Genomic DNA, 25,463 nt, shown 5'->3' on the forward strand with positions numbered 1-25,463 from the left:
TCGGGACCGGACACCGGGTGCCGACGCTCGGACATGCCCGCCGGCAGTCGCCGGCATCGAGGTCACCGCGCTTTCAGCGTAGTTCCGCCGTCGGGCGGTGGACACGTCTCGGGGTGATTCGCCCGGTGACCTCGCGTGGAGTTCAGCGGACGCTCTCGGTGACCGTCCAGCGACCCTCCCCCTGTAGTTCGAGCACCCGGTCGTGGAAGCTGTCGAGGGTGCTGCGGTGCCCGACGCTGACGATGACGCTGTCCGGCAGCGCCTCGCGCACGGTGCGATAGAGCGCGTGCTCGAGTCCCTCGTCGACGGCGGCGGTGGCCTCGTCGAGGAACACGGTCCGCGGCCGGGCCAGCAGCACCCGCGCGAACCCGAGGCGCTGCTGCTCCCCGGGGGACAGCACGCGCGCCCAGTCGGTGTCGTCGTCGAGGCGTTCCCTCAGGTGCCCGAGGTGCACACGTTCGAGCACCTCGCCGAGTTCCGCCTCGTCCCGTACGGGCGGACGAGGATACGACAGCGCTTCGCGCAGCGTCCCGAGCGGCACATACGGGTCCTGGGACAGGAACAGCGCGTCGCCGTCCGGACGCGCGATCCGACCGTGGGCGTACGGCCAGAGCCCGGCGAGGGAGCGCAGCAGCGTCGTCTTGCCGCTGCCGGACGCGCCGCGGACGAGCAGCGCCTCGCCGGGGGACACGTGGATGTCGAGGCCGGTCACGAGCGGCCGGCCGGCCGGGGTCCGCACGTCGAGACCGCGCAGGTCGAGGGTGTCACCCTGCTCGGTCGCGACGAGGACGGGCAGCTTCGCGGACTGGTCGGTGGCGTCGACCAGGCCGTTGAGACGGATGGTGGTCGCCCGGAACGCGGCGAAGTCGTCGTAGGACTCGCGGAAGAAGGACAGCGAGTCGTGGACCTGACCGAAGGCGTTGCCGGTCTGCATCACGTCACCGAGGGTGACCTGACCGGCGAACAGCCGCGGCCCCTGGATGAGAAACGGGAAGATCACCGCGATCTGGTTGACGGTCAGGTTGAAGCCGTCGAACTTCAGGATCCGGAACACGATGCGCCACCAGTTGCGGATCACCGCGGCGAATCGGCCCAGCAGGCCACCCCGCTCGACGTTCTCGCCGCGGTAGAAGGCGATGTTCTCGCCGTACTCGCGGACGCGGACCAGGGCGTAGCGGTAGGTGGCGCCGAGCTTCTCGTTGAGGAAGTTCAGCCGGATCAGCGGCCGGCCGATCCAGAACGCCACCGCGGTGGTGACCAGCACGTAGATGTAGACCAGGAACACCATTCCGCGGGGGATCTCGGTGCCGAACACGGTGATCGGGCCCGACAGGTCCCACAGGATGCCGGTGAAGCTGACGATGGACAGCACCGCGGTGACCGCCCCCATCGACAGGACGCGGGTGGTGGTGACGAAATCGGTGACGTCGACCTGGATGCGCTGGTCGGGGTTGTCCACCGGCTTGTCCACGAACCGGTCCCGGTAGAACGCCCCGGTGTCGAGCCAGGTGTCGACGAGCCGGTGGTTCAACTGGGTGCGCCAGTGGATGTCGAGGGTCTGACCGAGCAGGTACGCGACCAGGCTGCGCGCCACGTGGATGGTGGCGAGCACGGCGAAGACCCGCATGAACCGCCAGAACGCGGCCTCGTCGAGGTCCTGGATCGCGGTGTAGAAGTCGTTGTACCAGTACGAGAACAGCACGTTCATCCGCACCGCGAAGACGGTGAACAGCAGAACCAGGGCCACGAGTCCGAGCGGGCCGAGGCCCCGACGCGGATCGAAGTAGGGCCACGCGATGCGCCACCACTGCCGTCCCCAGTGGGTCGTTCGCGCGAGCAGCGCCACCACGACGACGAACACCACCGTTGTGATCACATACGCCTTCAGCGTCCACCAGACGCTGTCGACGAGCACACTTCCCCATTCCATCCGTCGCCGCTCCCGTCTCCCGCGCGATCGCGCGGTCCATGCGAGAGATTGTGGACCCCGCCCCGGGGTGCGCGACGCCGATTCCGCGACCGATCGCGGGGCTGCCCCCGCGGCGGAGCCGGTGCCCGGCGCGCGCCGGGCACCGGACCGCTGCTTCGTCACGGGTTCTGCGGGTATCCGACGGTCATGGAGGTTCTGGGCATTCTCATTCTCGTCGGGGTGGTCGTCTACGTGGTGGTCCAGCGTCGCAGGAGCGGGCCACGGAGGTGACCACGGCTCGGCCGGGCTCGCCGTGCGGTCGAGCCCGGCTGGGCCGTGCCCGCAGGACGGAACGATCCGCGGGTGCACACGAACGTCGCCGGTCCTCGCTCCTGGCGGCGAGGACCGGCGACGGGTCGGTGGGTGGCTGTCAGCGGGTGCCGGGCACGGTGCGGTGCGTCGTGGTCCGGCGGGTGAGCAGGAAGCCGAGGGCGATCATGGCGGCCCCGAGCACGAAGTGCAGCCAGTCGTCGGCGGAGTTGACCGGCACGAAGTTCGCCGAGCTGTCCTTGTCGATCACCAGTCCGTAGAGCCACAGCACCAGGTAGATGATGCCGCCGCCGATGAGGTAGGACCGAGCGGCACCGACCGTGCGGGCCATCGCGACGCCTGCCACACCGAAGAGCAGATGCACGATGTTGTGGAGGATGGAGACCTCGAAGATCCCGAGCAGCAGCGCCCCGGACTCGTGCCCGGCGAACGTCATGGTGTCGTAGTTGGTCGTGATTCCGGGAACGAACCCGAGAATGCCGACGAGGAGGAACACCACACCGACAGCGAGGGCGGCTGTCTGCACCGGTGTCCGGGTCATAGTTCGTCCTGCGTACTCGGCCATGGCCGGCTCCTTTCGTTCGAACAGGTGACCGGAGCGGAGTGGCTGCGGCTGCCGGAGAGATACCTCCGTGGGCGTTCGTGAAACCTTGCCCGCGAGGATTTTCGCGGGACGGCGACGGGCCGTGCGTGCTGCCGATAGGAACGGTCACCGGTCCCGGGTCATCGGCCCCGGCCGCGGGTCGGCTCCGGCGGGGGTGAGCTGAGCGACCAGTCGGGCAGCGACGTCGCGCAGCTTGACGTTCTCGTGCTGGGACTGGCGCACCAGCACGGCGAAGGCCTCCTCGGCGGTCAGACCGCGCGCGGCCATGACGATCCCGACGGCGTGGTCGATGGTCGGACGCGAGCGCAGGGCCCGATCGAGTTGCGTGATCTCCGCCCGGGCCCGGGCACAGCGACGGGCCTGCCGCAGTGCGGTCTCCACGGCCGTCGTGAACACCTCCACCAGCGTCTCGTCCAGAGAATCGAACCCGTGGTCGTGTTCGCTGTAGAGGTTGAACGATCCGGCCGTCTCGTCGTCGATCCGCAGCGGCGCGGCCAGCGAACTCGCCGTCCCGAACCGTTCCGCGCGCTCGGCGAACGCCGGCCAGCGTCGCCGCATCTCGGCGCGGTCCGCGCGCACCACCTGGCCGGTCCGCACGGCGTCGAGGCCCGGGCCGGCGCCGGCGAGGTACTGGGCGTGGTCGAGTTCGTAGAGCAGCGGATTGCTGCAGGCCTCCGTCTCGGGGCGGCCGCCCCGCAGGACCGTCACCCCCGCCATGCCGGTCTCGGGCACGATCTTCACGACGTTGCCGACGAGCAGGTGCAGCAGCTCGGGCAACTCGTCGCCCTCGTCGAGCGCGGCGGACAGCCTGCGCAGCGCCACGACGATCTCCCCGACTCGTCCACACAGTGGGTCGTTCCCGGCCATGTCCCCGTCCACGACTGCATCCCCGTCGGTCGTTCTTCTCACAGAATGCACCCGGTGAGACCGGCCGGGCACAGTTCTCGGGTCATCTGGTGCGGCCTCACCGCCCGAGGCGCTGCGCCAGGTATCCGACCAGGCCGTCGAGGGTGCTCAGGTGCGCGTAGTCCGCCACGGGGATGTCCACCCCGAGCGACGAACGCAGTCCGATCAGCACGTTCAGCCAGTCCATCGAGTCGAGGTCGACCTGCTGGCGCAGCGGCCGGTCACCCTCCAGTTCGATGTCCTCGATCTCGGGGGCGACGTCGGCGATCGCGGCGACGACGGCGGCGCGGATGTCGGCACGGGCGGTCTCGCCGGTATTGGTCTCGTCGGTGGTCACGATCTCACCTCACAGTCGTTCCGGGTGCTGGAGCAGTTCGGCGATCTCGGCCAGGAACAGGGCGCCACGCCGGCCGTCGCTGACCCGGTGGTCCGCAGCGAGGGTCGCGGTGACCACCGGGACGGGCCGCACCGCGTCGCCGTCCACCCACGGGCGCCGGGTCGGCTTGCCGAAACCGACCAGTGCGACCTGCGGCGGGTAGATCACCCCGTACACCGAGTCCACGCTTTCCTCCCCCAGGTTGGTCACGGTGACGGTGGGGTCGGACATCTCCGAGCTGCGCAGCGAGCCCGCCCGGGCGCGCTTGACGAGGTCCGCGAGGGCCGCCATGAGCTCGGGCAGGGCGAGGTCGGCGACGTCGTGGATCGCCGGGGCGATCAGCCCGCCCTGGCGCAGGGAGACCGCCACCCCCACGTGCGCGGCCGGGGCCGGGTGGAACTCGCCGTCGGTCCAGAATCCGCTCATTTCGGGGTACCGGCGGGTGGCCAGGGCGACCGCCTTGAGCAGCAGCGCCGCAAGTAGGACGCGCTCGGTGACCGGGCGTTGCGCGTTGTACTCGGTGAGCCAGTCGAGGGCCCGCGCGAGCGGGATCTGTTCCGACAGGTAGTAGTGCGGAATCTCCCGCTTGGAACGTCCCATCGCGGACGCGATGGCGCGGCGCATCTCGGCGGCCTTGTCGATCGGGGCCCTGGCCGGTTCCGCCGCGGCGGCAGGTGGCGCCGACGCCGGCGCGGTGCCCGCACGAGCCGCCGCCCGATCGACGTCCTCGATCGTCACCGACTCCCAGGGTCCGGTGCCGGTCACGGTGTCGAGGTCCACGCCCAGCTGCCGGGCCTGCCGGCGGGCGGCCGGCGAGACCCGCCGCCGCGCGGCCGGGGCGGCCGGAGCGGGCGCCGGCGGTGCCTCGGTGACGGGGGCGGCGCCGCCGGCCGCGGCGACGGGGGCCACCACCGGGGCCGCGGCCGCCGGGGCCTCGGCGACGGGCGGAGCGTCCTCCCCGGGCTCGAGCAGGGTTGCCATCACCGCGCCGACCGGCAGCGTGATACCCGGTTCCGCGAGCAACCGGTGGACGACCCCGTCCCGCCAGATCTCGACCTCCACCTCGGCCTTCGCGGTGTCCACCGAGGCGATCACCTGGCCGCGCTCGACCGTGTCACCGGGCGCGACGCGCCATTCGGTCAGGGTGCCCTCGTCCATGTCGGCGCCGAGGGACGGCAGGGTGAACTCGAACACGTCGCCTCCTCAGCTCTCGCCCATCAGGGCCTGCACGGCGGCGACGATCTTCTCCGGCTGGGGAATCGCCGCCTGCTCCAGGTGCCGGGCGTAGGGCACCGGCACCTCCGCGCTGCACACCCGCGTCACGGGTGCGTCGAGGTCGTAGAACGCCTCCTCGGCGATCCGGGCGATCACCTCCGCGGAGAGGCCGACGCTGCGCCAGCCCTCGTCGACGACCACCACCCGGTGGGTGCGACGGACGGAGTCCACGACGGTGGCCGTGTCCAGCGGGCGCAGCACCCGCAGGTCGACGACCTCGGCCTCGATTCCGCTGCCCGCCAGGGTTTCCGCCGCGACGAGGGACTTGCCGACGGTGCCGCCGTAGGCGACGAGGGTCACGTCGCCGCCCGGCCGGAGCACCCGCGCGCTGTCGATGTCCACCGGCTCGTCGGGGTCGATGTCGGCGGTGGTGTTGTAGAGCAGTGCGTGCTCGAACACGACGACCGGGTCCGGGTCCGCGAGAGCGGGGGCGAGCATGCCGCGGGCGTCCCGCACGGTCGCCGGGGCCAGCACCCGGATGCCGGGGATGTGCGCGTACCACGCCTCGAGGCTGTGCGAATGCTGCGCGGCCAGCTGCCGCCCGGCGCCGGTGGCCATGCGGATCACGATCGGCACGGAGAACTGGCCGCCGGACATGTGACGCAGTGCGGCGGCGGTGTTCACGATCTGATCGAGGGCCAGCAGGCTGAAGTTGACGGTCATGATCTCGACGATCGGCCGCATCCCGCCGAGTGCCGCACCGATGCCCGCACCGACGAAGCCCAGCTCGGACAGCGGGGTGTCGCGGATGCGTTCGGGTCCGAACTCGTCGAGCAGGCCCTTGGTCACGGCGTACGTGCCGCCGTATCGCCCGATGTCCTCGCCCATGAGGAACACCCGCGGATCGGTGCTCAGGGCGTCGTGCAGCGCGGCGCGCAGGGCCTCGCGGTAGCTGAGTTTCACGGTGCCTCCCCGGCCGGTGTGGTCACGTCGCGGAGCAGGTCGGACTCCGGCTCCCAGGTGCCGGCCTCGGCGAAGGCGACGGCGTCGTCGACCTCGGCCACGGCCTGGGCGTCGAGCTGCCGGAACTGTTCCTCGGTGAGCAGATTCAGCGCCTTCAGCCGCGCCGAGAACGTGTGGATGGGGCCGCGTTCCTTCCACCGTTCGACCTCGGCCTTGTCGCGGTAGAGCTCGGGGTCGAACATCGAGTGGGCACGGAATCGGTAGGTCTGGAACTCGAGGAACATCGGTCCGCCCGTGCTGCGGACGTGGGAGACCCCGGCCCGGGCCGTCTCGTGGACGGCGAGCACGTCCATCCCGTCCGTCCGGAGTGTGGGCACCCCGAACGCGGCGGCCTTGGCGCACAGGTCGGTCTGCGACTCGGACCGGGCCAGGGCGGTGCCCATGGCGTACAGGTTGTTCTCGCAGCAGAACAGCACCGGCAGCTGCCACAGGGCCGCGAGGTTGAGCGCCTCGTGGAACGCGCCCTCCGCCATCGCCCCCTCACCGAAGAAGCACGCGGTGACCCGCGGGATCTTCTGCATCTTGTCGGCCAGCGCGAGGCCCACCGCCAGCGGCAGACCCCCGCCGACGATCGCGTTGCCGCCGTAGAAGCGGGTCGCGGCGTCGAACAGGTGCATCGAGCCGCCGCGCCCGCGGGAGCAGCCTTCCTGCTTGCCGAACATCTCCGCCATGATCGCGTTCATGGACAGCCCGTGGATCAGGGCGTGCCCGTGCTCACGGTAGGTGCCCACGACCGTGTCGCCCGGGTCGAGCGCGTGCAACGCGCCGACCGCCACGGCCTCCTCCCCCACGTACAGGTGCAGGAATCCGCGGATCTTGCCGGCGCCGTAGAGTTCGGCGGCCTTCTCCTCCATCCGGCGGATGCGCAGCATGTCGGCCAGCAGCGCGAGCGCGAAGTCGCGGTCGTAGGGGAATCCGGCGGCGCCCCCGCCGGCCTGCTCGGTGTCGCTGGTCATCCGGCCACCTCCGGGGTCTCGAGCGTCGACGTGTCGCCTTCCGCGAGGCCGAGTTCGCGGGCCTTGAGCAGCCGGCGCAGGGTCTTGCCGCTGCGGGTGTGCGGCAGCGAGTCGACGAACGTGAGTTCCTTGGGGGCGACGGCCGCACCGAGCCGGACGCGGGCGTGCCCGATCAGCTTGCGGCGCAACGCGTCGTCGGGGTCGACGCCGCGCTCGAGGACGACGAACGCCTTCACCCGTTCGCCGAGGATCTCGTCCGGCACACCGATCACGGCGGCTTCGAGGACGGCCGGGTGTTCGGCGAGCGCGCTCTCGACCTCGAACGGTCCGATGAGATGGCCGGCGGACTTGATCACGTCGTCGGCGCGGCCGACGAACCAGAAGTATCCGTCGGCGTCGCGGCGCGCGAGGTCCCCGGTGAGGTAGAGATCGCCGGCGAAGCACTTGCGGTAGCGCTCGTCCTGGTTCAGGTAGCCACGGAACATCGACGGCCAGCCCGCCCGCAGCGCCAGTTCACCCTCGGTGTCGGCAGCGGTGACCTCGTGCACCGTGCCGTCCTCGTCGCGGCGGACGATCCGGGCGTCGACGCCGGGCAGGGGCCGGCCCATCGATCCGGGCTTGATGTCGAACGCCGGCGTGTTGGCGATCATGATGCCGCCGGTCTCGGTCTGCCACCAGTTGTCGTGGATGGGCAGCCCCAGCACCTCGGTGCCCCACCACACGGCGTCGGGTGCCAACGGCTCACCGACGCTGGCGACGAACCGCAGGTTCGGGAACCGGTAGCGTCCCGCGACCTCGGGTCCGGCGCGCATGAGCATCCGGATGGCGGTGGGGGCGGTGTACCACACGCTGATCTGCTGGTCCTGCAGGATCCGGTACCACCGTTCGGCGTCGAACTCGGCTTCGTCGACGATCGAGGTGACGCCGTGCAGCAGCGGCGCGACGATGCCGTACGACGTGCCCGTCACCCAGCCGGGATCGGCGGTGCACCAGTAGATGTCGTCGGGATGCAGGTCGAGGGCGTATCGGCCGGTGGCGTAGTGGGTGACGACGGCGCCGTGCACGTGCAGCGCCCCCTTGGGGGTGCCGGTGGTGCCGCTCGTGAAGTGCAGCAACGACGGGTCGCCGGCGGTGGTGGGTGTGGGATCGGCGGCCGGCTCGGCGGCGTCGAGCAGGGCCCGTAGGTCGAGGGTGCCGGGAACGTCGGTGGCGGCGTCGTCGTCGCCGACGAGCAGCACGTGCTCGAGGGTCGGCACCCGGTCGCGCACCCCCGCGACGCGCCGGTGGTACAGCGCCTCCGTGGTCACCAATACCTGTGCGGAGCCGAGTTCGAGGCGGGTGAGCAGGGGTTCGGGACCGAAGGCCGAGAACAGCGGGGTGACGACCGTGCCGTTGCGCAGGGCACCGAGGACGGCGATGTACAGCTCGGGGATCCGGCCGGAGAACACGAACAGCCGGTCGCCCTTGCCGATTCCGAGGTCGCGCAGGACGCGGGTGAAGCGGCGGACGCGGTCTGCGAGGTCGCCGTACGACAACTCCGTGACGTCGATACGGCCCGTCGCGTCACCGGCACCGAGGAACCGGAGGGCGGGACGGTCCCGCAGCGGGCCGTCGGCGTGCCGGTCGACCGCCGACCAGGCGATGTTGCACCCCCCGCCCGGGGGGCCCGGCACCTGCGCCGCCGCCTCGTCCCACATGAACCGGGCACAGGTGGCCTCGTAGTCCGACAGGTTCGGCGGGACCCGCAGGTCGTCGGCCGTCTTGCGGATCACCGCGTCGCTGCTGGTCGTCACGGCCGCTCCCTCCGGTGCAGATCGCGTCGAGCCGATCATGCGCCGCCCGGAACGGCCGGCATAGGGGCATTGGTCCCTCGGGCAGCACCCGCACGGGCGTGCGGGTGCTGCCCCGGACCCGCACGGACACGACGGGGAGCCCTCCGGGCCTTCGACCGTCCCGCGTTGCCGGCGCGCGCAGCGGTGCATGCCGGTGTGACTCACGGTGACGGCGATCCTGCCGAGGACCCCGTCGACGCAGGCTTCGGCTTCGGGCAGCCCCACCAGCCGAAGCCTGCGTCGGCGTCGGTCGCTGACGCGGTGCGGGACCGGCTGGGCGAGAACACCATCCGGGATGTTGCGTGCCGAGAACCCGAGCCGGTCCGATCCCGGATCCGGACCTGCCAGCGCCGCACCCCAGCCGGGTTCGGCAGATCCGCTCCGGTCCTCTCCGGTTCTCCCGTCGTTGCCCCCGGGTTGCCCAGCGGGGCAGACTGTCTGTCGACGCTGGCCTGCCGAGCCGCAGGGCATCCGAGGAGGCGATCGTGGAGCTGCACATCGTGGCGATCGACAAGCCCGACGACATGAACGTCGTCGTCGGGCAGGCCCACTTCATCAAGACCGTCGAGGACCTGCACGAAGCACTGGCCGGGGTGAGTCCCCACCTCCGGTTCGGAGTCGCGTTCTGCGAAGCCTCCGGACCTCGCCTCGTGCGCTTCTCGGGCAACGACGACCGGCTCGTCGAATTGGCCAGGCGCAACGCCCTGGCGGTCGGCGCAGGCCACTCGTTCTTCGTGTTCGTGGAGGACGGCTATCCGGTGAACATCCTGAACACGCTGAAGCAGGTACCGGAGGTATGCGGCATCTTCTGCGCCACGGCCAACGCCGTCGAGATCATCGTGGCCGAGACGGAGCTCGGCCGAGGCATTGCCGGGGTGATCGACGGGAACCCACCCCTCGGCGTGGAGACGAGCGCCGACGTCGCCGACCGCAAGGCACTGCTGCGCACGATCGGTTACAAGCTGTGACCGCCCGTGCGCCCCATGACGCGCACAGGGCCCCGGGGCGAGGATGTAGCGCTCGTTGACCGGTCGAGGCTCGACGTCAGGGCCCGGTGCGCGTGCGATCGCCCGCCGCCCGGGATCGGGACCCACCCGCCGACCGGCTCATTGCCGCTGACCGGATCGCCGGTCCCCGTTCCCGGACCGGATCGCACCGGCGGCGTGCAACGCCGGGCGATCCGGATGGTCGTACCGCACGACGATGTCGGCCTCCGCGGCCGCGGCGGCGTCGTGCTCGAGCAGCGGCGGGATCGTCCAGCGGTCCTCGTCGGGCGTCAGCCGGCCCAACGCGGCCCGCGACATCGCCAGGTGCACCGCGACGTCGAAGGCGAGTCCGCGACCGAGCAACATCGGGCCGGCGACCACGAGCACCTGACCGTCGGGAGCGTCCACCCGCCGGGCACGAGCCGACCGGTCCCCCGCCTCGTCCCACAACCGCGGCAGCCATCGCTTCTTTTCGTGAAGTCCCCGAACGACTTCGCGGTCGAGCGCACCGTAGTCGAACCAGTTCGTCCGGTAGCTCTCGTGATCGGTGCGTCCGTGCTCGAAACGGAGCGAGGCCGGGCGCACGAAGTCGTGGAGCGACAGCACTGCCGCCGGCCGGCCGTCGACGCGCAGGCGCGCGGCGACCTCCTCCGCAAGGTTCAGCGGTGCGGCCGCGTCGGCGGCAGAGATCCCGACGCACACCCGTCGGTGGTGCCCGGCCGCGCGTTCGGCGATGACGCCGGCCAGGTCGGCCGGGTTGATCGGGGTGAACATCGTCATCGGCCCAGTTTCCGCCATCGCAGGGCCACCCGCTCGACAGAATCCTCGGCTTCGGCGTGGTGCCGTCACCCCGCGGGCCGGACGATGATGTTGCCGACCTTGTGGCCGGAGTCCACTCGCGTGTGGGCCGATACGATCTGGTCGAGACCACCGATGTCGTCGGTGACGGCAACGAGCCGACCGGCGGCCGACAACTCCAGGAGGAACTCGACGTCCTCGGGTCGCTCGGGCGCAGCACCCGTCTTGACATCGGCGCCGGGGCGCATGGTCTCCCACAGGTTTGCCACCGCAAGCAACAGAACGCCCCCGTCGGTGAGGAGCTTCCGTCCGGACGAGGGGGTGAGGTTGCCGACAGTGTCGAGTACGACGTCGAAGCGGTCGGTCAGGTCGGACACATCGGTGAGCGTGTAGTCGATGACCTTGTCGGCGCCGAGGTCGGAGACGAGGCCGAGATTGGCGGTGCTGGTGACGGCCGTGACGGTGGCGCCGAAATGCTTGGCCAGCTGAACGGCGTTGGTTCCGATCGCGCCCGACGCCCCGTTCACGAGCACAGAATCGCCGCGTCCCGGTGAGGCCTTGTCTCGCAGGAAGTGCAACGCGGTGGTCCCGCCGAAGAGCAGCGCCGCCGCATCCGGGTGAGTGACCGCTGCCGGTTTGCGAACCACCCGCTCCGCCGGGACCGTGACGTATTCCGCGTGCGCCCCCATTGCGAGTCCGGTCATGCCGCACACTTCGTCGCCACGGGTGTACCCGCCGGCCCTCGCGCCGACCGACTCGACGACACCGGAGAAGGTGCCGCCCAGGATCTTTCGCCTGGGCCGGAACACGCCGAACATCAGCCGGGCGAACGGGCCGAATCCGCGGGGGAAGCGGGCCGCGCGGATCCGCGAGTCCGCGGCCGTCACGGCCGCGGCGACGACGCGGACGAGGACTTCCGTGTCCCGGGGGACCGGAGTGGGCACCTCCGCGACGCGGACGACGTGCGGTGGCCCGTACCTGTCGACGATTGCGGCCTTCATGAGCCCTCCCTTACGGATGTAAGTCTTGTCCGGGAAGACTAGGCTTACGCCTGTAAGTACGCAAGAGTCGTGAGGGAGACATGAACGAACGGCCGGGGCTGAGCCGCATCGGGATCATCGAGGCCGCGGTTCGCGTAGCCGACCGCGGCGGCCTCACCGCGGTGAGCATGCGCAACGTCGGCAAGGAACTCGGCGTGGAGGCAATGTCTCTCTACCACCACGTCGCCAACAAGGACGATCTGCTCGATGGGCTCGCGGACTGGATCTTCGCGGGAATCGTGCTGCCCGGACCGGGCGAACCGTGGCGGCCTGCGATGTTGCACCGGGCGACCTCGGCGCGGAACGTGCTCGCCCGGCATCCCTGGTCGCTGACCTTGATCGAGTCCCGCCGTTCGCCCGGTCTGTCGCTCTTGCGGCACCACGACGCCGTGCTCGGTTGCCTGCGCACGAACGGCTTCCCCGTTGCCCTTGCGTCCCACGCCTTCTCGGTGATCGACGCATACGTGTACGGCTTCGTGCTCACCGAACTGAAACTGCCCTTCGCGTCGGCGGACGGCGCCGAGGAGTTCGCCTCGGAGATCGACGTGCCGGCCGACGCCTACCCCTACCTGGCGGAAATGGTCGGCGAACTGGTGATCGGCAAGGACTACTCGTTCGCGGACGAGTTCGACTACGGACTGGGGCTGATCCTCGACGAACTCGACCGCCGCCGTCGCCGGGTGGAGGAATGAGAAGCGCCCCACGCGCGACGAGGGACTGCGCGGCAGGCGGCGGACCGGGCGGTGACGGCGAAGGCGCGTGTGTCCGCGCCCCCGCGGCCGGCGGGGGCGCGGACACGGTCGCCCTCGTCAGCCGCGGCGCGGGAAATGACGGATCAGCCCCTCCTGCACGACCGTCGCCACGAGTTCCCCCTCGAGGGTGAAGTAGCGGCCCGTCGCCAGCCCGCGCGATCCTGCCGCGACCGGGGACTCGGTGGCGTACAGAATCCACTCGTCGAACCGGACCGGCCGGTGGAACCACATGGAGTGGTTGACGGTGGCGGCGACGATCCGGTCCAGCCCCCAGGACAGCCCGTGGGTGGTGAGGATCGAGTCGAGCACGGTGGTATCGGAGCTGTAGGCCAGGGTGGCGGCGTGCAGGAGCGCATCCTCGGGCAGCGCGCCGTCGGCGCGCATCCACACCCGGTTGTGCGAGAGACGTTCCCCGGTGCCCTTGAGGATCCAGGCGGGGTCGTTGGCGTACCGCATGTCGATCGGCTTGAGGGCGTTGACGAAGTGCGGCAGGTGATCCTCGAACCCGGACAGGTGGTCCCCGAGCGGCGGCAGCACATCCGGGTAGGGCACCTCGGGAACGCTCACCGCATGTTCGAGCCCTTTGCCCCACCGCTGGAAGGCGGCGAGCATGACGAACAGCTCCTGGCCGTTCTGGGAGGCGGTGACCATGCGGTTCGCGAAATCCCGGCCGTCGCGGTGCCGGACCACCCGGTACTCGATCGGCGCCTTGACGTCGCCGCCGCGGATGAAGTGGGCGTTGAGCGCGTGCACCGGCCGGTCCCCGACCGTGCGGCCGGCCGCGATCAGGGCCTGAGCGACGAGCTGGCCGCCGAAGGTGCGGCTGCCCACCTGGATCGGGTGCTCACCCCGGTAGAGGTCCTCGTCGACCTGCTCGAGATCGAGCAGGTCGACGAGGACCTCGAGATCGGTCGCGGTGCGACGGCTCAATGGGTGTCCTTCTCCCCGATCCGGTGCACGTGGATCAGGTTGGTCGACCCGGAGCGGCCGGGCGGGGACCCGGCCACGATGACCACGAGGTCGCCGCGCTGGTACCGGCCGAGCGAGAGCAGCGCCGCGTCGACCTGCTGCACCATCACGTCGGTCGTGTCGACCGGCTCGACGGAGAAGGTCTCGGTGCCCCATGTCAGCGCCAGCTGGCTGCGGATGTGCGGGACCGGGGTGAACGCCAGCAGCGGCAGCCGGGTGTGCAGCCGCGCCAGGCGCCGCACCGTGTCGCCGGACTGGGTGAACGCCACCAGCGCCTTGGCGTCGAGCCGCTCGCCGATGTCGCGCGCCGCGTAGGAGATCACCCCGCGCTTGGTGCGCGGCACGTGGGTCAGCGCCGGCACCCGGGTGGGATCGGACTCCACGGCCGCGATGATGCGGGCCATCGTCCGCACCGTCTCGACCGGGTACTTGCCCACCGACGTCTCGCCGGAGAGCATCACCGCGTCCGCGCCGTCGAGGACCGCGTTGGCGACGTCGGAGGCCTCGGCGCGGGTCGGCCGGGAGTTCTCGATCATCGACTCGAGCATCTGCGTGGCCACGATGACGGGCTTGGCGTTCTCGCGGGCGATCTGGATCGCCCGCTTCTGCACCAGCGGCACCTCCTCGAGCGGCATCTCGACGCCGAGGTCACCGCGGGCGACCATCACCGCATCGAACGCCAGCACGACCGCCTCGAGATTCTCGATGGCCTCGGGCTTCTCGAGCTTGGCGATCACCGGCACGCGGTGGCCCACCCGATCCATCACCTCGTGCACGAGCTCGATGTCGGCCGGGGAGCGCACGAACGACAGGGCGACGAAGTCCACGCCGAGCCGCATGGCGAACTCGAGATCCTCGATGTCCTTCTCCGACAGCGCCGGAACCGAGATGTTCATCCCCGGCAGGGACACGCCCTTGTTGTTGCTGACCGGCCCACCCTCGGTGACGCGGCAGACCACATCCCTGCCCTCGACGTGCTCGACGACCAGGCCGACCTTGCCGTCGTCGACGAGCAGGCGATCCCCCGGACGCGCGTCGTCGGCGAGCTGCTTGTAGGTGGTCGAGACCCGGTCGTGGGTTCCCTCGACGTCGTCGACGGTGATCCGGACGATCTCGCCGGTATTCCACACCGTCGGCCCCTCGGCGAACCGGCCGAGGCGGATCTTCGGGCCCTGCAGGTCGGCGAGGATGCCGACGGCATGCCCGCTGGTATCGGAGGCCTCCCGCACGCGGCGGTAGTGGGCCTCGTGATCGGCGTGTTCGCCGTGGCTGAAGTTGAGGCGGGCCACGTCCATCCCGGCGTCGACGAGTTCCCTCAGGACCTCGGGGTCTGCCGTGGCCGGGCCCATGGTGCAAACGATCTTGGTGCGTCGGGTCACGCGGTCGAGCCTAGTACCCGTGCGGCGGTGGCGGAGCACAGCCGGTGCAGCGCCGACGCCGTGCCCGCTCGGCCGAGGGCCGACGTCCGGTTGCCCCGGGCATCGGTCCGGCCGTCCCCGTACCTCCGCCGGATGCGGCGCCCGATCTCGTCGGTGCCGGAGCGGCCCGCGGAACCCCCTGTGACGGAGACGGATCCGGCGGCGTGCGCCCGCGGCGCAGGACGGCACTCCCCTCCGGACGGCGGGGGCGGGGCACGGAAACGGCGCGGCGTCGATCGCGGCCACCCCACGCGATGCATAAAATGTGTGTCATACAAGCGAGATATTCGTACCGGAGAGCCCACTTCCCGACGGTCCGAGCCCGCGCCGGCGTGGCCCGGGAATTGTCTCCGGCACGGAAGGTTTCCTGTGGCGATCGGGTAGATTCGGCACACCGGAGGCCATGGCAGCGAGGACACCGAACGAGGGAATCTGAAATGGAGAAAACGAGGAAGGAGCCGCTACCACACTCCCGCCGCGGTGTCTACGGCATCTCGGTGGCCTCCGAGCTGTCCGGGGTCGATCCGCAGTCCATGCGCCTGTACGAACGCCGCGGACTGCTCAGCCCCGCGCGCACCGAAGGCGGCACCCGCCGCTACAGCGACGAGGACGTAGCGCGCCTGCGACGTATCGGCGAACTCCTCGCCGAGGGCATCAATCTGGCCGGCATCGCCCAGATCTTCCGCCTCGAGTCGAACCACGCCGAACTGGCGTCCCACAACGCACGTCTCGAATCCCACAATGCCCGGCTCGAATCGGACAAGGCTCGCCTGGAATCCGACAAGGCCCGGCTCGAGGATGCCAATGCGCGACTCGAGTCGGACAACGCGCGCCTGCGGGCGGACAACGGCAACAGCTGAGCGACCTCCAGCGGACACCCCCGGCCGCCGGACGGCGCGGGGTGTGCAATGCGCTGTCCGGCGGCCGGTGATGTCTGCGCGCAGCGGCGGGCGAAGGACCCGGCCGGCGGCTCGCCCGCTCAGCGGGCTTCGTCCGCGGCCTGCCGTTCGGTGCGCGCGCCCTCGTGCGCGAGGGTTCCGGCCGAGTTCTCGAGATGTGCCCGGACGAACCACTGGAACTTCTCGAGGTCGCGCGTCTGCCCGATGAGCAGGTCCTCGGTGATCGGATCGATCTCCCCGACCTCCGAAATCGCCTTGCGGCAGTCCCCGATCACGCCGTCGTACACCAGGTCGAGGGCGGCGAGGTGGGCCTGGGCGGTGTCCCGCCCCACCGAGTAGTCGTCCCACGAGCGGTCCTTCTCGATCGCGCCCGCGGTCCCCTTCGGGGACGACCCGAGCGCGGCGATGCGTTCGGCGACGTCGTCGGCGAATCCGCGGACCGCGTCGACCTGCGGATCGATCATCTCGTGCACGCCGATGAAGTTCGGTCCCACGACGTTCCAGTGAACGTGCTTGAGGGTGAGGTGCAGGTCGTTGTAGGCGCTGAGCCGATTCTGCAGCACTTCGGCCACCCGGACGCCCTCGCTGTCGCTCAGGCCGGGGACGGTGAACTTCGCCATCTTCGATTCCTCCTACAGGCTCGTGTGTAGTACCTCCGCGGGCCGTCTCGCCGGCCCGCCGGTGTCGGCACGTAGGTGCCGGGCACCCCGCAGCCGGATTACCCCGGCACCCGGGCGCCGAAACCGCCGGCAAGCAAGCCCGTGCCACCCTCCACGGGAAGGACATCGTCGATACCCTCCCCGTCGCACCGCACCGGATCGGTGTTCCGCAGTAATTGCATCTTCCATTTGACAAAATTTCTATTGTGCGAGACAGATTATCTACCGGCAGGGTGCGGGGGCGTCGCTTCCCGGGATACCGAGCGCGGCGAAGTGCCTCCGCGCCCCGCCCCGAGTGATACACAAAAACTACTTGTCATAAGTACGAGTTCGACGGCAGTTGCCGGAGCGACCGGCCCCGGTGTCGAGCAAGGAGGCGCGACGCGATGACCGCAGCGGACCTGGTGGTGGTGGCCAATCGGCTCCCCGTGGACTACGACCCGTCGGCCGACGACGGGCGCGGCGGGTGGCGCCGCAGCCCGGGCGGGCTCGTCACAGCCCTGGAGCCGGTGCTGCGCGCCGCCGACGGCGCGTGGGTGGGCTGGCCCGGCGCCCCCGACGTCGCCTTCGATCCGTTCACCGAGGACGGCATCACGCTGCATCCGGTCTCCCTCACCGAAGGCGAGGTCGCCGGCTACTACGAGGGATTTTCCAACGCGACGCTGTGGCCGCTGTACCACGACGCGATCGTCGCTCCCGCCTACGACCGCACGTGGTGGCGGACATACGTCGCGGTCAACCGCCGCTTCGCCGAGGCCGCGGCCGACGCGGCCGCCCCGGGCGCGACGGTGTGGGTGCACGATTACCAGCTCCAGCTCGTGCCCAAGATGCTGCGCGACCTCCGGCCCGACCTGAAGATCGGCTTCTTCCTGCACATCCCCTTCCCGCCCACCGAGCTGTTCCTGCAACTGCCGTGGCGCACCGCCGTCGTGGAGGGCCTGCTCGGCGCCGACCTGGTGGGCTTCCACCTGCCCGGCGGCGCCCGCAACTTCCTGTTCCTGGCACAGCGGCTGCTCGGTCTGCACACGAGCGCACACTCCGACCTGGACTCGTGCGTGGGCACCGTCGACGTCGGCGACCGGCGGGTGCAGGTCGGCGCCTTCCCCATCTCGATCGACTCGGCCCACTTCGCCGAACGCGTCCGGTCCCCCCACATCCGCGAGCGGGCCGCGCAGGTTCGCGAGGAACTCGGCAACCCCGAGACCCTGCTGCTGGGCGTGGACCGGCTCGACTACACCAAGGGCATCGACATTCGGCTCGAGGCGCTGCACGAGCTGCTCGACGAGGGCACCCTCGACCCCGAGAAGGTCGTCATGGTGCAGCTGGCCACCCCGAGTCGCGAGCGCGTGTCCGCCTACGCCCAGTTGCGCGAGGACATCGAGCGCAAGGTGGGCCACCTCAACGGCGAGTACGGGCAGCTGGGCCGGCCGGTGGTGCACTACCTGCACCGGCCCGTCGACCGCGACGAGCTCATGGCCCTGTACAGCGCGGCGGACGTCATGCTCGTCACACCCCTGCGCGACGGCATGAACCTCGTCGCCAAGGAGTACATCGCCTGCCGGACCGACGGCACCGGTGCCCTCGTCCTGAGCGAGTTCACCGGGGCGGCCAGCGAGCTGCGCCGCGCTCATCTGGTCAACCCGCACGATCTCGACGCCGTCAAACGCGCGATCGTCATCGCCGCCACCGAGGAACCGGCGACGGCGGCGCGCCGGATGCAGTCCCTGCGCACCCAGGTGCTCCACCACGACGTCGACCGGTGGGCCAACGCCTTCCTCACGGACCTGCGCGCGAGCGGATCCGGCACCACCGCGGCCGCGAGCGCCTGAATCACAGCCGGGCGCGGGCTCGAAGCGGGGTCGGCGGCGCCGACGGAGGACACCCTCGACCCCGGCACGCCGTGACCGTCGACAGCCCGTGCGACGGCGGAAGGGGCGATGCGGTTCGGCCGCATCGCCCCTTCCGGCCTCTGCGATCAGTCGTCGGTGGAGTTCTCGGCGGTGGGATTCTCGGCGATTTCCGGGGCGTGCTCCCGAGTCGCCATGCCGCCGTTCCTGCCCTCGTCCACCGGGCCGGGCCGGCCCCCCTTGGGCCGGTTGCCGTCGGTCGGCTTCTTCTCCGTCACGGGGTCTCCTTCGGTCGGAAGTCCACGGTCACGGGCCGGGACGATCGACCTCACCGCGCCATGCGCCGTCGGCGACGCCGCGTTCCTCGATGAACTGCTTGAAGTGCCGCATGTCGCTCTTCACGCGGCGATCGAGGAGGCCGAGCTTGTCGGCGACGTTCTCGAAGAAGCCCTCGGGGTCGATGTCCATCTGCGCGGTGACCCGCGTGGTGGTGTCGTCGAGCCGGTGGAAGGTGATCACGCCGGCGTGGTCCGGCCCGGCGTCGGACCTCCATGCGACGCGCTCGTCGGGATGCTGCTCGGTGATCGTGGCGTCGAACTCCTTCGTCCCGCCGGCGACCTTGACGACCCAGTGGGTGTGGGTGTCGTCGATCTGGCGGATCCGCTCGACGCCCTCCATGAAACGGGGGAACTCCTCGAACTGCGTCCACTGGTTGTAGGCCGTACGGATCGGGACATGGACGTCGACCGACTCGGTGATCGTGCTCATGACGCTCCTTTCCTGCGGCGACCGGTGCGCCGCTCCCGGGTGGCCTACCCGGGCGGCCGAGCCGGGAAACGCCGGGGGTCCAGATGCAGCGACCGGGGATGGACCGGCGCCGGCAGCGCCGACTCGCCCGTGAGGAACGCGTCCACACCGCGCGCCGCCGCGCGTCCCTCGGCGATCGCCCACACCACCAGCGACGCACCGCGGTGGGCGTCGCCGCACACGAACACCCCCGGGGCCGAGGTCTGCCAGCGCTCGTCGCAGTCGAGAGTGCCCCGGACGCCGGGGGTCAGGCCGAGAACGTCGAGGAGCGGTCCGCGCTGGACCCCCTCGAAGCCGACGGCGAGGAGGGCGAGGTCGCAGGGAATCTCGAAGGGGTCCCCGAGGGGGAGGCGGCGCGCGTCGACCTCGGCCAGTTCGAGCGCCCGCACCCGCCCACGGGAACCGACGAAGCGCTGCACCGTCACTTCGAACCGGCGGGTCCCGCCCTCCTCGTGCGCGGGCGCCGTTCGCAGCACCCACGGCGCGAGCGGCCACGGCGTGACGTCCTCGTCGCGGCGTCCGGGCGGCCGGGGCCGATAGTCGAGCTGGGTGACGGAACGCGCGCCCTGACGCAGTGCGGTGCCGAAGCAGTCGGCGCCGGTGTCCCCGCCGCCGACGATCACCACGTGCCGTCCGGCGGCGGTGAGGGCCGCGGGCCCGTCGCCCTCGCACTCGTGGTTGGCGGCGACGAGGTACTCCATCGCGGGGTGCACCCCGCCGAGTTCCCGCCCCGGGACGGCCAGGTCGCGGGCGCGGCCGGCCCCGACCGCGAGGACCACCGCGTCGAAGCCGGCCCGCAGCGTGGCGACATCCGGGTCGATCCCGGCCTCGGTGCCGGTGCGGAAGACCGTGCCCTCGGCGCGCATCTGCGCGAGGCGCCTGTCGACGAGGGCCTTGTCCATCTTGAACGCCGGGATGCCGTAGCGCAGCAGTCCGCCGAGCCGGTCTGCGCGCTCGAGGACGGTCACGGCGTGTCCGGCGCGGGTGAGCTGCTGGGCCGCGGCGAGACCCGCCGGTCCGGAGCCGACGACGGCGACGGATCTCCCGGTGCCGCGGGCCGGGGGGCGCGGCGGCACGCGGCCGTCGGTCCAGGCCCGGTCGGCGATCGCCCGCTCGATCCGTTCGACGGTCACGCCCGCGGTGTGGTCGTCCCGGGCGAGCACGCAGGCGGATTCACAGGGTGCCGGGCACAGCCGGCCGGTGAACTCGGGGAAGTTGTCGGTGGCGTGCAGCCGGTCGGCGGCCTCGGCCCACAGGTCACGACGCACCAGGTCGTTCCATTCGGGGATGAGGTTGCCGAGCGGGCAGCCGGTGCCGGCGCTGTGGCAGAAGGGGATACCGCAGTCCATGCAGCGGGCGGCCTGCTCCCGGATCGAGAGCGCCTCCTCGTCCGGGGGCTGCGCCCGGTGCACCTCCGCCCAGTCGCGGACGCGCTCGGCGGCGGGCCGGCGCGGCGGTTCGCGTCGGTCGTAGCGCAGGAATCCGCGGGGATCAGGCACCGTCGGCTCCCACCGGGGTGGGGCGCTCGCACGCCGCGGCGCGGACGCGGATCAGATCCTCGGGCACCACCGCGGTGAACCGGACCGCGCTGCCGGGCCATTCGGCGAGGATCTCCCCGGCGACCGCCGATCCGGTGCGCGCGTGGTGGCGGGAGATCAGGTCACGCAGCGGAGCGAGGTCGCCGTCGTCGACGGGCTGCAGTTGCACGGAGGCGGTGTTGACGCGGCCGGGCTCGAGGTCGAGGACGTAGGCCAGCCCCCCCGACATGCCCGCGCCGAGGTTGCGGCCGGTGGCGCCGAGGATCACGACGCGGCCCCCGGTCATGTACTCGCAGGCATGGTCGCCGGTGCCCTCGCACACGGCGTCGGCGCCGGAATTGCGCACCGCGAAGCGCTCCCCCACCCGGCCGTGCAGGAACAACTCCCCGGAGGTGGCCCCGTACAGGACGGTGTTGCCGGCGACGATCTGCTCGTGCGGGTCGAACGGCGCGGCCGGGTCGGGGCGCACCACCACCCGTCCGCCGGACAGGCCCTTGGCGACATAGTCGTTGGCGTCGCCGGTGACGGTGACGGTGATGCCGACGGGCAGGAAGGCACCGAGGGACTGCCCGGCGCTGCCGTACAAATCGATCCGCACCGTGTCGTCGCTCAGGCCGGTGGGGCACCGTCGACCGGCGGTCCAGCCGAGCAGGGTGCCGACGGCGCGGTCACGGTTGGTGACGGCGGCGGTGAGATGCACGGGACGGCCGTCGTCGAGGGCGGGGGCCGCGCGGGCGATGAGGTCACGGTCCAGCGGCGCGTCGGGCGGTCCGGCGGCGGGGCGGGTGCGGCGGCGCTGCGGGGGTGCCCCGAGGGCGTCGGCCGGCGGGGTGAACAGGGGTGCGAGGTCGAGTCCCCGGCGACGCCAGTGCTCGAGTGCCGCGTCGGGTTCGAGCAGGTCGACCCGGCCGACGGCGTCGTCGAGGCGGGACAGGCCCAGCGCCGCGAGCCGCCGGCGCACGTCCCCGGCGACGAACCGGAAGAACTGCTCCACGAATTCCGCTCTGCCGGTGAACTTCTCCCGCAGTTCGGGGTTCTGGGTGGCGATGCCGACGGGACACGTGTCGAGGTGGCACACCCGCATGAGGATGCAGCCGAGGACCACCAGGGGCGCCGTGGCGAACCCGAACTCCTCGGCGCCGAGCAGCGCCGCGATCATCACGTCGCGGCCGGTGCGCAGCCCGCCGTCGCACTGCACGGTGATGCGGTCGCGCAGGCCGCTCAGCACGAGGGTCTGCTGGGTTTCGGCGAGCCCGATCTCCCACGGGGTGCCGGTGTGCTGCAGGGCGGTGAGCAGGGCCGCCCCGGTGCCGCCGTCGTGGCCGGAGATCAGCACCACGTCGGCATGGGCCTTGGCGACGCCGGCGGCGACGATGCCGACGCCGACGCCGCTGACGAGCTTGACGTGGATGCGGGCCTGCGGGTTGGCGCACCGCAGGTCGTGGACGAGCTCGGCGAGGTCCTCGATGGAGTAGATGTCGTGGTGCGGCGGCGGGGAGATCAGTCCGACGCCCGTGGTGGCGTGCCGGGTACGGGCGATCCACGGGTACACCTTGTGGCCGGGAAGCTGGCCACCCTCACCGGGTTTCGCTCCCTGCGCCATCTTGATCTGCAGGTCGGTCGCGTCGGCGAGGTAGGCGGCGGTGACACCGAAGCGGCCGCTGGCGACCTGCTTGACGGCGCTGCGGCGCAGCGGGTCACCGAGGCGGTCGGGATCCTCCCCGCCCTCCCCCGAGTTCGACCGGCCGCCGAGGCGGTTCATCGCGACGGCGAGGGTCTCGTGCGCCTCACCGGAGATCGAACCGTAGCTCATCGCCCCAGTGGCGAAGCGGCGCACGATGTCCTCCACCGGCTCGACCTCGTCGAGCGGGATCGGATCCGCGGCGACGGTGCGCAACAGCCCGCGCAGGGTTCCGCCCGCGGCGGCGAGCCGGTCGATCTCGGCGCAGTACCGCGCGTAGACGTCCGCCCGCCCGGTGCGGGTCGCGTGCTGCAGCAGGAACACCGTCTCCGGGGTGAACAGGTGAGGTTCGCCGTCGCGTCGATACCGGTAGACGCCCCCACTGTCGAGAGCCGTTTCGGCGCACCGGTTCTCGAAGGCGGTCCGGTGCCGGCGACGGGCGTCGCGGGCCAGGTCGGCGAGGCTCGCGCCGCCCAGCCGGGAGACGGTGCCGGGAAGATACGCGTCCACGACCTCGCGGGCGAGGCCGACGGCCTCGAATGTCTGCGCCGCCGTGTACGAGGCGAGGGTGGAGATTCCGAGCTTCGCCATCACCTCGCGAACCCCGGAGACGACGGCGCGCCGGTAGTTCGCCGCGGCCGTCGCCGGGTCCGTGCCGGGGATGCGCCCGGCGGCCGCGAGTGAGCGCACGGTGTCGAGGGCGACGTAGGGGCACACCGTCGCGGCGCCGAATCCGACGAGCGCGGCCACGTGGTGGACCTCGCGCGCATCCCCGGTTTCGGCGATCAGCGCGACGCGGGTGCGCCGCCGCGTGCGGACGAGGTGGTGGTGCACGGCGGAGACGGCGAGCAGGGAGGGGATGGGGACGCGGTCCGGCCCGCAACCGCGGTCGGTGACGATCAGGATGCCCCGGCCGGCGTCGATGGCGGCGTCGGCGGCGCGGCGCAGGTCCGCGAGCCCGGCGGCGAGGGCCTCGCCGGGGTCGCCGCCGGCCGCGAAGTGCGCGGGCAGTACCCGGGAGGCGAGGTCCGGGCGCGGCCCGTCCGGGCCGAGTGCCGCGACGGCGGCGAGTTCGTCGGTGTCGAGGACCGGGCCGGGGAGCACCAGTTGCCGGCACGATTTCGGGGACGCGTCGAACAGGTTGTCCTCCGGGCCGGCGACGCGCCGCATCGAGGTGACGACCCGTTCGCGGATCGCGTCCAACGGCGGGTTGGTGACCTGCGCGAACAATTCGACGACGTAGTCGTAGAGCAGCCGGGGACGCGGCGACAGCACCGCGGGGGCGATGTCGGCGCCCATCGAGCCGAGCGGTTCGGCACCGGTCGCGGCCATCGGTTCGAGCAGCACCTCGAGGTCCTCGCGGGTGTACCCGAACAGCCGGTGCGTCCTGCCCTGGTCGTGGTCCGGGGCGGGGTGCCCGCCCGGGCGGGGCAGCTCCGCCAGGTCGATCTGCCCGTCACGCAGCCACCGACCGTAGGGGTGGGCGGCGGCGAGGGTGTCGAGCAGTTCGTCGGGCGGCACGATGCGGCCGGCGACGGTGTCGACGAGGAGCATCCGGCCCGGCTCGAGCCGGCCCTTGTGCACGATGTGTTCCGGTGGCAGGTCGAGGATTCCGGTTTCACTGCCGAACAGGACGCGGTCGTCGGCGGTGCGGCACCACCGGCCGGGTCGCAGCCCGTTGCGGTCGAGCACGGCACCGAACAGCCGTCCGTCGGTGAAGGGCAGGCACGCCGGCCCGTCCCACGGTTCGAGCAGCGCGGCGTGGAAGCGGTGGAAGGCGCGTCGCCGGGGATCGAGGTCGGGCTCGTTCTCCCATGCGGGCGGGACGAGCATGGTCACCGCGTGCGGCAGCGAGCGCCCGGCGAGGTGGAGCAGTTCGAGGACCTCGTCGAGGGAGGCCGAGTCCGACATGTCGGGGGCGCAGACCGGGAACAACCGGGTCAGGTCGCCGGGCAGCAGGCCGGTGCGCAGGAGTCCCTCGCGGGCGTGCATCCGGTTGCGGTTGCCGCGGATCGTGTTGATCTCGCCGTTGTGGGCGCTGTACCGGAACGGTTGGGCGAGCCGCCACGACGGGAAGGTGTTGGTGGAGAAACGGCTGTGCACGAGCGCGATCGGGCTGGCGCAGCGCGGATCGCGCAGGTCGGGGAAGAACGCCGGCAACTGCTGTGCCGTGAGCATGCCCTTGTAGACGACGGTGCGGGCGGACAGCGACGGGAAATAGACGTCGCCGGTGTGCTCGGCGCGGCGCCGCAGCGGATACACCCGCCGGTCGAGGTCCACGCCGGCGGGCCGGGCGCCGCCCGTGCGCGGGGCGGCGACGAACAGCTGGCTGATGTGGGGTCGGCACGCTCCGGCGGTGCGCCCGAGGCCGGACGGGTCGACGGGAACCTCGCGCCAGCCGAGGATCTGGAGATCCTCCTCGGCCGCGAGCGCGTGGATCCGCCGTCGCGCCGTCGCCCGGCGCCGCGGGTCGCGGGGCAGAAAGCACAGGCCGGTGGCGTAGTACCCCGGCGGCGGGAGCTCGAAGCCGGTGACGGCGTCGAGGAGCGCGGCGGGGACCGCGAGAGTGATGCCGGCGCCGTCACCGCTGGCGGGTTCGCGACCGCAGGCGCCGCGGTGGCCGAGGTTGCGCAGCGCGGTGAGTGCGTCGGCGACGGTGCGGTGGGTGCTGCGGCCGCGCAGGTCGACGATCGCGCCCACGCCGCAGGAATCCGCTTCGCGGTCGGGGTCGTAGAGTCCGCGGGGCTCGGGCATCCCGGAATGCCGCACCGGTCCACCTCCACGTCGCCGGTGTGGCGGCGACGTCGCGCGTCGTCGGATGGGCGGCCCCGACGGGGTCGCCACGACGGGCGTGCGCTGCGGTATGGGTGGCCGGACCAGTTCCGCCCGACGATCGAACCGGGGATCGGTCCCGGTGG

21 protein-coding genes are annotated in these 25,463 nt (G+C 71.6%); 4 read left to right on the top strand and 17 right to left on the bottom strand.

What is annotated here, in order from left to right:
- Positions 1-142: 142 nt before the first annotated feature.
- The 8 genes from ISO16_RS04445 to acsA all read right to left on the bottom strand — a co-directional run bounded on the left by ISO16_RS04445 (position 143) and on the right by acsA (position 9,151).
- A complete protein-coding gene (locus tag ISO16_RS04445) occupies positions 143-1,930 on the bottom strand; it encodes an ABC transporter ATP-binding protein/permease (RefSeq protein WP_072635373.1) in 1,788 nt (595 codons plus the stop codon).
- 409 nt (positions 1,931-2,339) lie between these two features.
- Positions 2,340-2,780: a DUF4383 domain-containing protein gene (locus tag ISO16_RS04450; RefSeq protein WP_037200930.1), complete on the bottom strand. Its 441-nt coding sequence runs from the start codon at positions 2,778-2,780 to the stop codon at positions 2,340-2,342.
- A gap of 168 nt (positions 2,781-2,948) precedes the next feature.
- On the bottom strand, positions 2,949-3,710 hold the full coding sequence (locus ISO16_RS04455) for a GAF and ANTAR domain-containing protein (RefSeq protein ID WP_072635413.1): 762 nt from the start codon (positions 3,708-3,710) through the stop codon (positions 2,949-2,951).
- 97 nt (positions 3,711-3,807) lie between these two features.
- On the bottom strand, positions 3,808-4,086 hold the full coding sequence (locus ISO16_RS04460) for an acyl carrier protein (RefSeq protein WP_072635374.1): 279 nt from the start codon (positions 4,084-4,086) through the stop codon (positions 3,808-3,810).
- Positions 4,087-4,095: 9 nt separating this feature from the next.
- A complete protein-coding gene (locus tag ISO16_RS04465) occupies positions 4,096-5,319 on the bottom strand; it encodes a dihydrolipoamide acetyltransferase family protein (protein ID WP_072635375.1) in 1,224 nt (407 codons plus the stop codon).
- Between the two features lie 9 nt (positions 5,320-5,328).
- Positions 5,329-6,303 carry an alpha-ketoacid dehydrogenase subunit beta gene (locus ISO16_RS04470; protein WP_072635376.1) on the bottom strand — a complete coding sequence of 325 codons (975 nt, stop codon included), beginning with the start codon at positions 6,301-6,303 and terminating at the stop codon, positions 5,329-5,331.
- A complete protein-coding gene (gene pdhA / locus ISO16_RS04475; RefSeq protein WP_442800823.1) occupies positions 6,300-7,235 on the bottom strand; it encodes a pyruvate dehydrogenase (acetyl-transferring) E1 component subunit alpha in 936 nt (311 codons plus the stop codon). Before pdhA ends, ISO16_RS04470 begins: the two co-directional genes overlap by 4 nt.
- Positions 7,236-7,315: 80 nt before the next feature.
- Positions 7,316-9,151, bottom strand: coding sequence for an acetate--CoA ligase (gene acsA, locus ISO16_RS04480; RefSeq protein ID WP_072635378.1), 1,836 nt, complete (start codon positions 9,149-9,151; stop codon positions 7,316-7,318).
- 485 nt (positions 9,152-9,636) lie between these two features.
- On the opposite strand from acsA, the gene ISO16_RS04485 reads away from it, so the two are divergent.
- Complete coding sequence (locus ISO16_RS04485) at positions 9,637-10,119, top strand: adenosine-specific kinase (protein WP_029544028.1); 483 nt, start codon at positions 9,637-9,639, stop codon at positions 10,117-10,119.
- A gap of 138 nt (positions 10,120-10,257) precedes the next feature.
- Here ISO16_RS04485 and ISO16_RS04490 read toward each other — a convergent pair whose 3' ends face one another.
- Positions 10,258-10,917: a uridine kinase gene (locus ISO16_RS04490; RefSeq protein ID WP_072635379.1), complete on the bottom strand. Its 660-nt coding sequence runs from the start codon at positions 10,915-10,917 to the stop codon at positions 10,258-10,260.
- A gap of 65 nt (positions 10,918-10,982) precedes the next feature.
- Positions 10,983-11,936, bottom strand: coding sequence for an NAD(P)-dependent alcohol dehydrogenase (locus ISO16_RS04495; protein WP_072635380.1), 954 nt, complete (start codon positions 11,934-11,936; stop codon positions 10,983-10,985).
- A gap of 80 nt (positions 11,937-12,016) precedes the next feature.
- Between ISO16_RS04495 and ISO16_RS04500 the strand changes: the two genes are divergently transcribed.
- On the top strand, positions 12,017-12,667 hold the full coding sequence (locus tag ISO16_RS04500) for a TetR/AcrR family transcriptional regulator (protein ID WP_072635381.1): 651 nt from the start codon (positions 12,017-12,019) through the stop codon (positions 12,665-12,667).
- A gap of 117 nt (positions 12,668-12,784) precedes the next feature.
- Here the strand turns inward: ISO16_RS04500 and ISO16_RS04505 are convergent, their stop codons facing one another.
- Positions 12,785-13,657, bottom strand: coding sequence for an acyl-CoA thioesterase II (locus ISO16_RS04505; protein ID WP_029544036.1), 873 nt, complete (start codon positions 13,655-13,657; stop codon positions 12,785-12,787).
- Positions 13,654-15,075 (bottom strand): pyruvate kinase, encoded by a 1,422-nt coding sequence (gene pyk / locus ISO16_RS04510; protein ID WP_006947055.1) that lies wholly within the window; start codon positions 15,073-15,075, stop codon positions 13,654-13,656. The genes ISO16_RS04505 and pyk overlap by 4 nt, the downstream gene beginning before the upstream one ends.
- Positions 15,076-15,551: 476 nt before the next feature.
- On the opposite strand from pyk, the gene ISO16_RS04515 reads away from it, so the two are divergent.
- The gene (locus tag ISO16_RS04515; RefSeq protein WP_006947052.1) at positions 15,552-15,974 is read left to right on the top strand and encodes a MerR family transcriptional regulator; all 423 of its coding nucleotides are present in this window, start codon (positions 15,552-15,554) and stop codon (positions 15,972-15,974) included.
- A 119-nt stretch (positions 15,975-16,093) separates the two neighbouring features.
- Here the strand turns inward: ISO16_RS04515 and ISO16_RS04520 are convergent, their stop codons facing one another.
- On the bottom strand, positions 16,094-16,633 hold the full coding sequence (locus ISO16_RS04520) for a Dps family protein (RefSeq protein ID WP_006947051.1): 540 nt from the start codon (positions 16,631-16,633) through the stop codon (positions 16,094-16,096).
- 425 nt (positions 16,634-17,058) lie between these two features.
- Between ISO16_RS04520 and ISO16_RS04525 the strand changes: the two genes are divergently transcribed.
- The gene (locus ISO16_RS04525; RefSeq protein WP_006947050.1) at positions 17,059-18,501 is read left to right on the top strand and encodes an alpha,alpha-trehalose-phosphate synthase (UDP-forming); all 1,443 of its coding nucleotides are present in this window, start codon (positions 17,059-17,061) and stop codon (positions 18,499-18,501) included.
- Between the two features lie 146 nt (positions 18,502-18,647).
- Here ISO16_RS04525 and ISO16_RS04530 read toward each other — a convergent pair whose 3' ends face one another.
- The 4 genes from ISO16_RS04530 to gltB are packed head-to-tail and all read right to left on the bottom strand — an operon-like array spanning position 18,648 to position 25,299.
- Positions 18,648-18,797 carry a hypothetical protein gene (locus tag ISO16_RS04530; RefSeq protein WP_006947049.1) on the bottom strand — a complete coding sequence of 50 codons (150 nt, stop codon included), beginning with the start codon at positions 18,795-18,797 and terminating at the stop codon, positions 18,648-18,650.
- A gap of 28 nt (positions 18,798-18,825) precedes the next feature.
- Positions 18,826-19,287 carry an SRPBCC family protein gene (locus ISO16_RS04535; protein ID WP_006947046.1) on the bottom strand — a complete coding sequence of 154 codons (462 nt, stop codon included), beginning with the start codon at positions 19,285-19,287 and terminating at the stop codon, positions 18,826-18,828.
- A 44-nt stretch (positions 19,288-19,331) separates the two neighbouring features.
- Complete coding sequence (locus ISO16_RS04540) at positions 19,332-20,825, bottom strand: glutamate synthase subunit beta (protein ID WP_072635382.1); 1,494 nt, start codon at positions 20,823-20,825, stop codon at positions 19,332-19,334.
- Positions 20,818-25,299, bottom strand: a complete 4,482-nt coding sequence (gene gltB, locus ISO16_RS04545; RefSeq protein WP_072635383.1) for a glutamate synthase large subunit — start codon at positions 25,297-25,299, stop codon at positions 20,818-20,820. Before gltB ends, ISO16_RS04540 begins: the two co-directional genes overlap by 8 nt.
- Positions 25,300-25,463: the final 164 nt, after the last annotated feature.

It is taken from the genome of Rhodococcus sp. M8, from assembly GCF_015654185.1.
Taxonomy (GTDB): domain Bacteria; phylum Actinomycetota; class Actinomycetes; order Mycobacteriales; family Mycobacteriaceae; genus Rhodococcus; species Rhodococcus aetherivorans.

What these genes read in the sequence shown, in the direction of transcription:
- ISO16_RS04450 (WP_037200930.1), bottom strand. Translation starts at nt 2,780, where the DNA reads ATGACCCGGACACCGGTGCAGACAGCCGCCCTCGCTGTCGGTGTGGTG.
- ISO16_RS04445 (WP_072635373.1), bottom strand. Translation starts at nt 1,930, where the DNA reads ATGGAATGGGGAAGTGTGCTCGTCGACAGCGTCTGGTGGACGCTGAAG.
- gltB (WP_072635383.1), bottom strand. Translation starts at nt 25,299, where the DNA reads ATGCCCGAGCCCCGCGGACTCTACGACCCCGACCGCGAAGCGGATTCC.
- acsA (WP_072635378.1), bottom strand. Translation starts at nt 9,151, where the DNA reads ATGATCGGCTCGACGCGATCTGCACCGGAGGGAGCGGCCGTGACGACC.
- ISO16_RS04490 (WP_072635379.1), bottom strand. Translation starts at nt 10,917, where the DNA reads ATGACGATGTTCACCCCGATCAACCCGGCCGACCTGGCCGGCGTCATC.
- ISO16_RS04500 (WP_072635381.1), top strand. Translation starts at nt 12,017, where the DNA reads ATGAACGAACGGCCGGGGCTGAGCCGCATCGGGATCATCGAGGCCGCG.
- ISO16_RS04535 (WP_006947046.1), bottom strand. Translation starts at nt 19,287, where the DNA reads ATGAGCACGATCACCGAGTCGGTCGACGTCCATGTCCCGATCCGTACG.
- ISO16_RS04515 (WP_006947052.1), top strand. Translation starts at nt 15,552, where the DNA reads ATGGAGAAAACGAGGAAGGAGCCGCTACCACACTCCCGCCGCGGTGTC.
- ISO16_RS04495 (WP_072635380.1), bottom strand. Translation starts at nt 11,936, where the DNA reads ATGAAGGCCGCAATCGTCGACAGGTACGGGCCACCGCACGTCGTCCGC.
- pdhA (WP_442800823.1), bottom strand. Translation starts at nt 7,235, where the DNA reads ATGCTGCGCATCCGCCGGATGGAGGAGAAGGCCGCCGAACTCTACGGC.
- ISO16_RS04455 (WP_072635413.1), bottom strand. Translation starts at nt 3,710, where the DNA reads ATGGCCGGGAACGACCCACTGTGTGGACGAGTCGGGGAGATCGTCGTG.
- ISO16_RS04520 (WP_006947051.1), bottom strand. Translation starts at nt 16,633, where the DNA reads ATGGCGAAGTTCACCGTCCCCGGCCTGAGCGACAGCGAGGGCGTCCGG.
- ISO16_RS04525 (WP_006947050.1), top strand. Translation starts at nt 17,059, where the DNA reads ATGACCGCAGCGGACCTGGTGGTGGTGGCCAATCGGCTCCCCGTGGAC.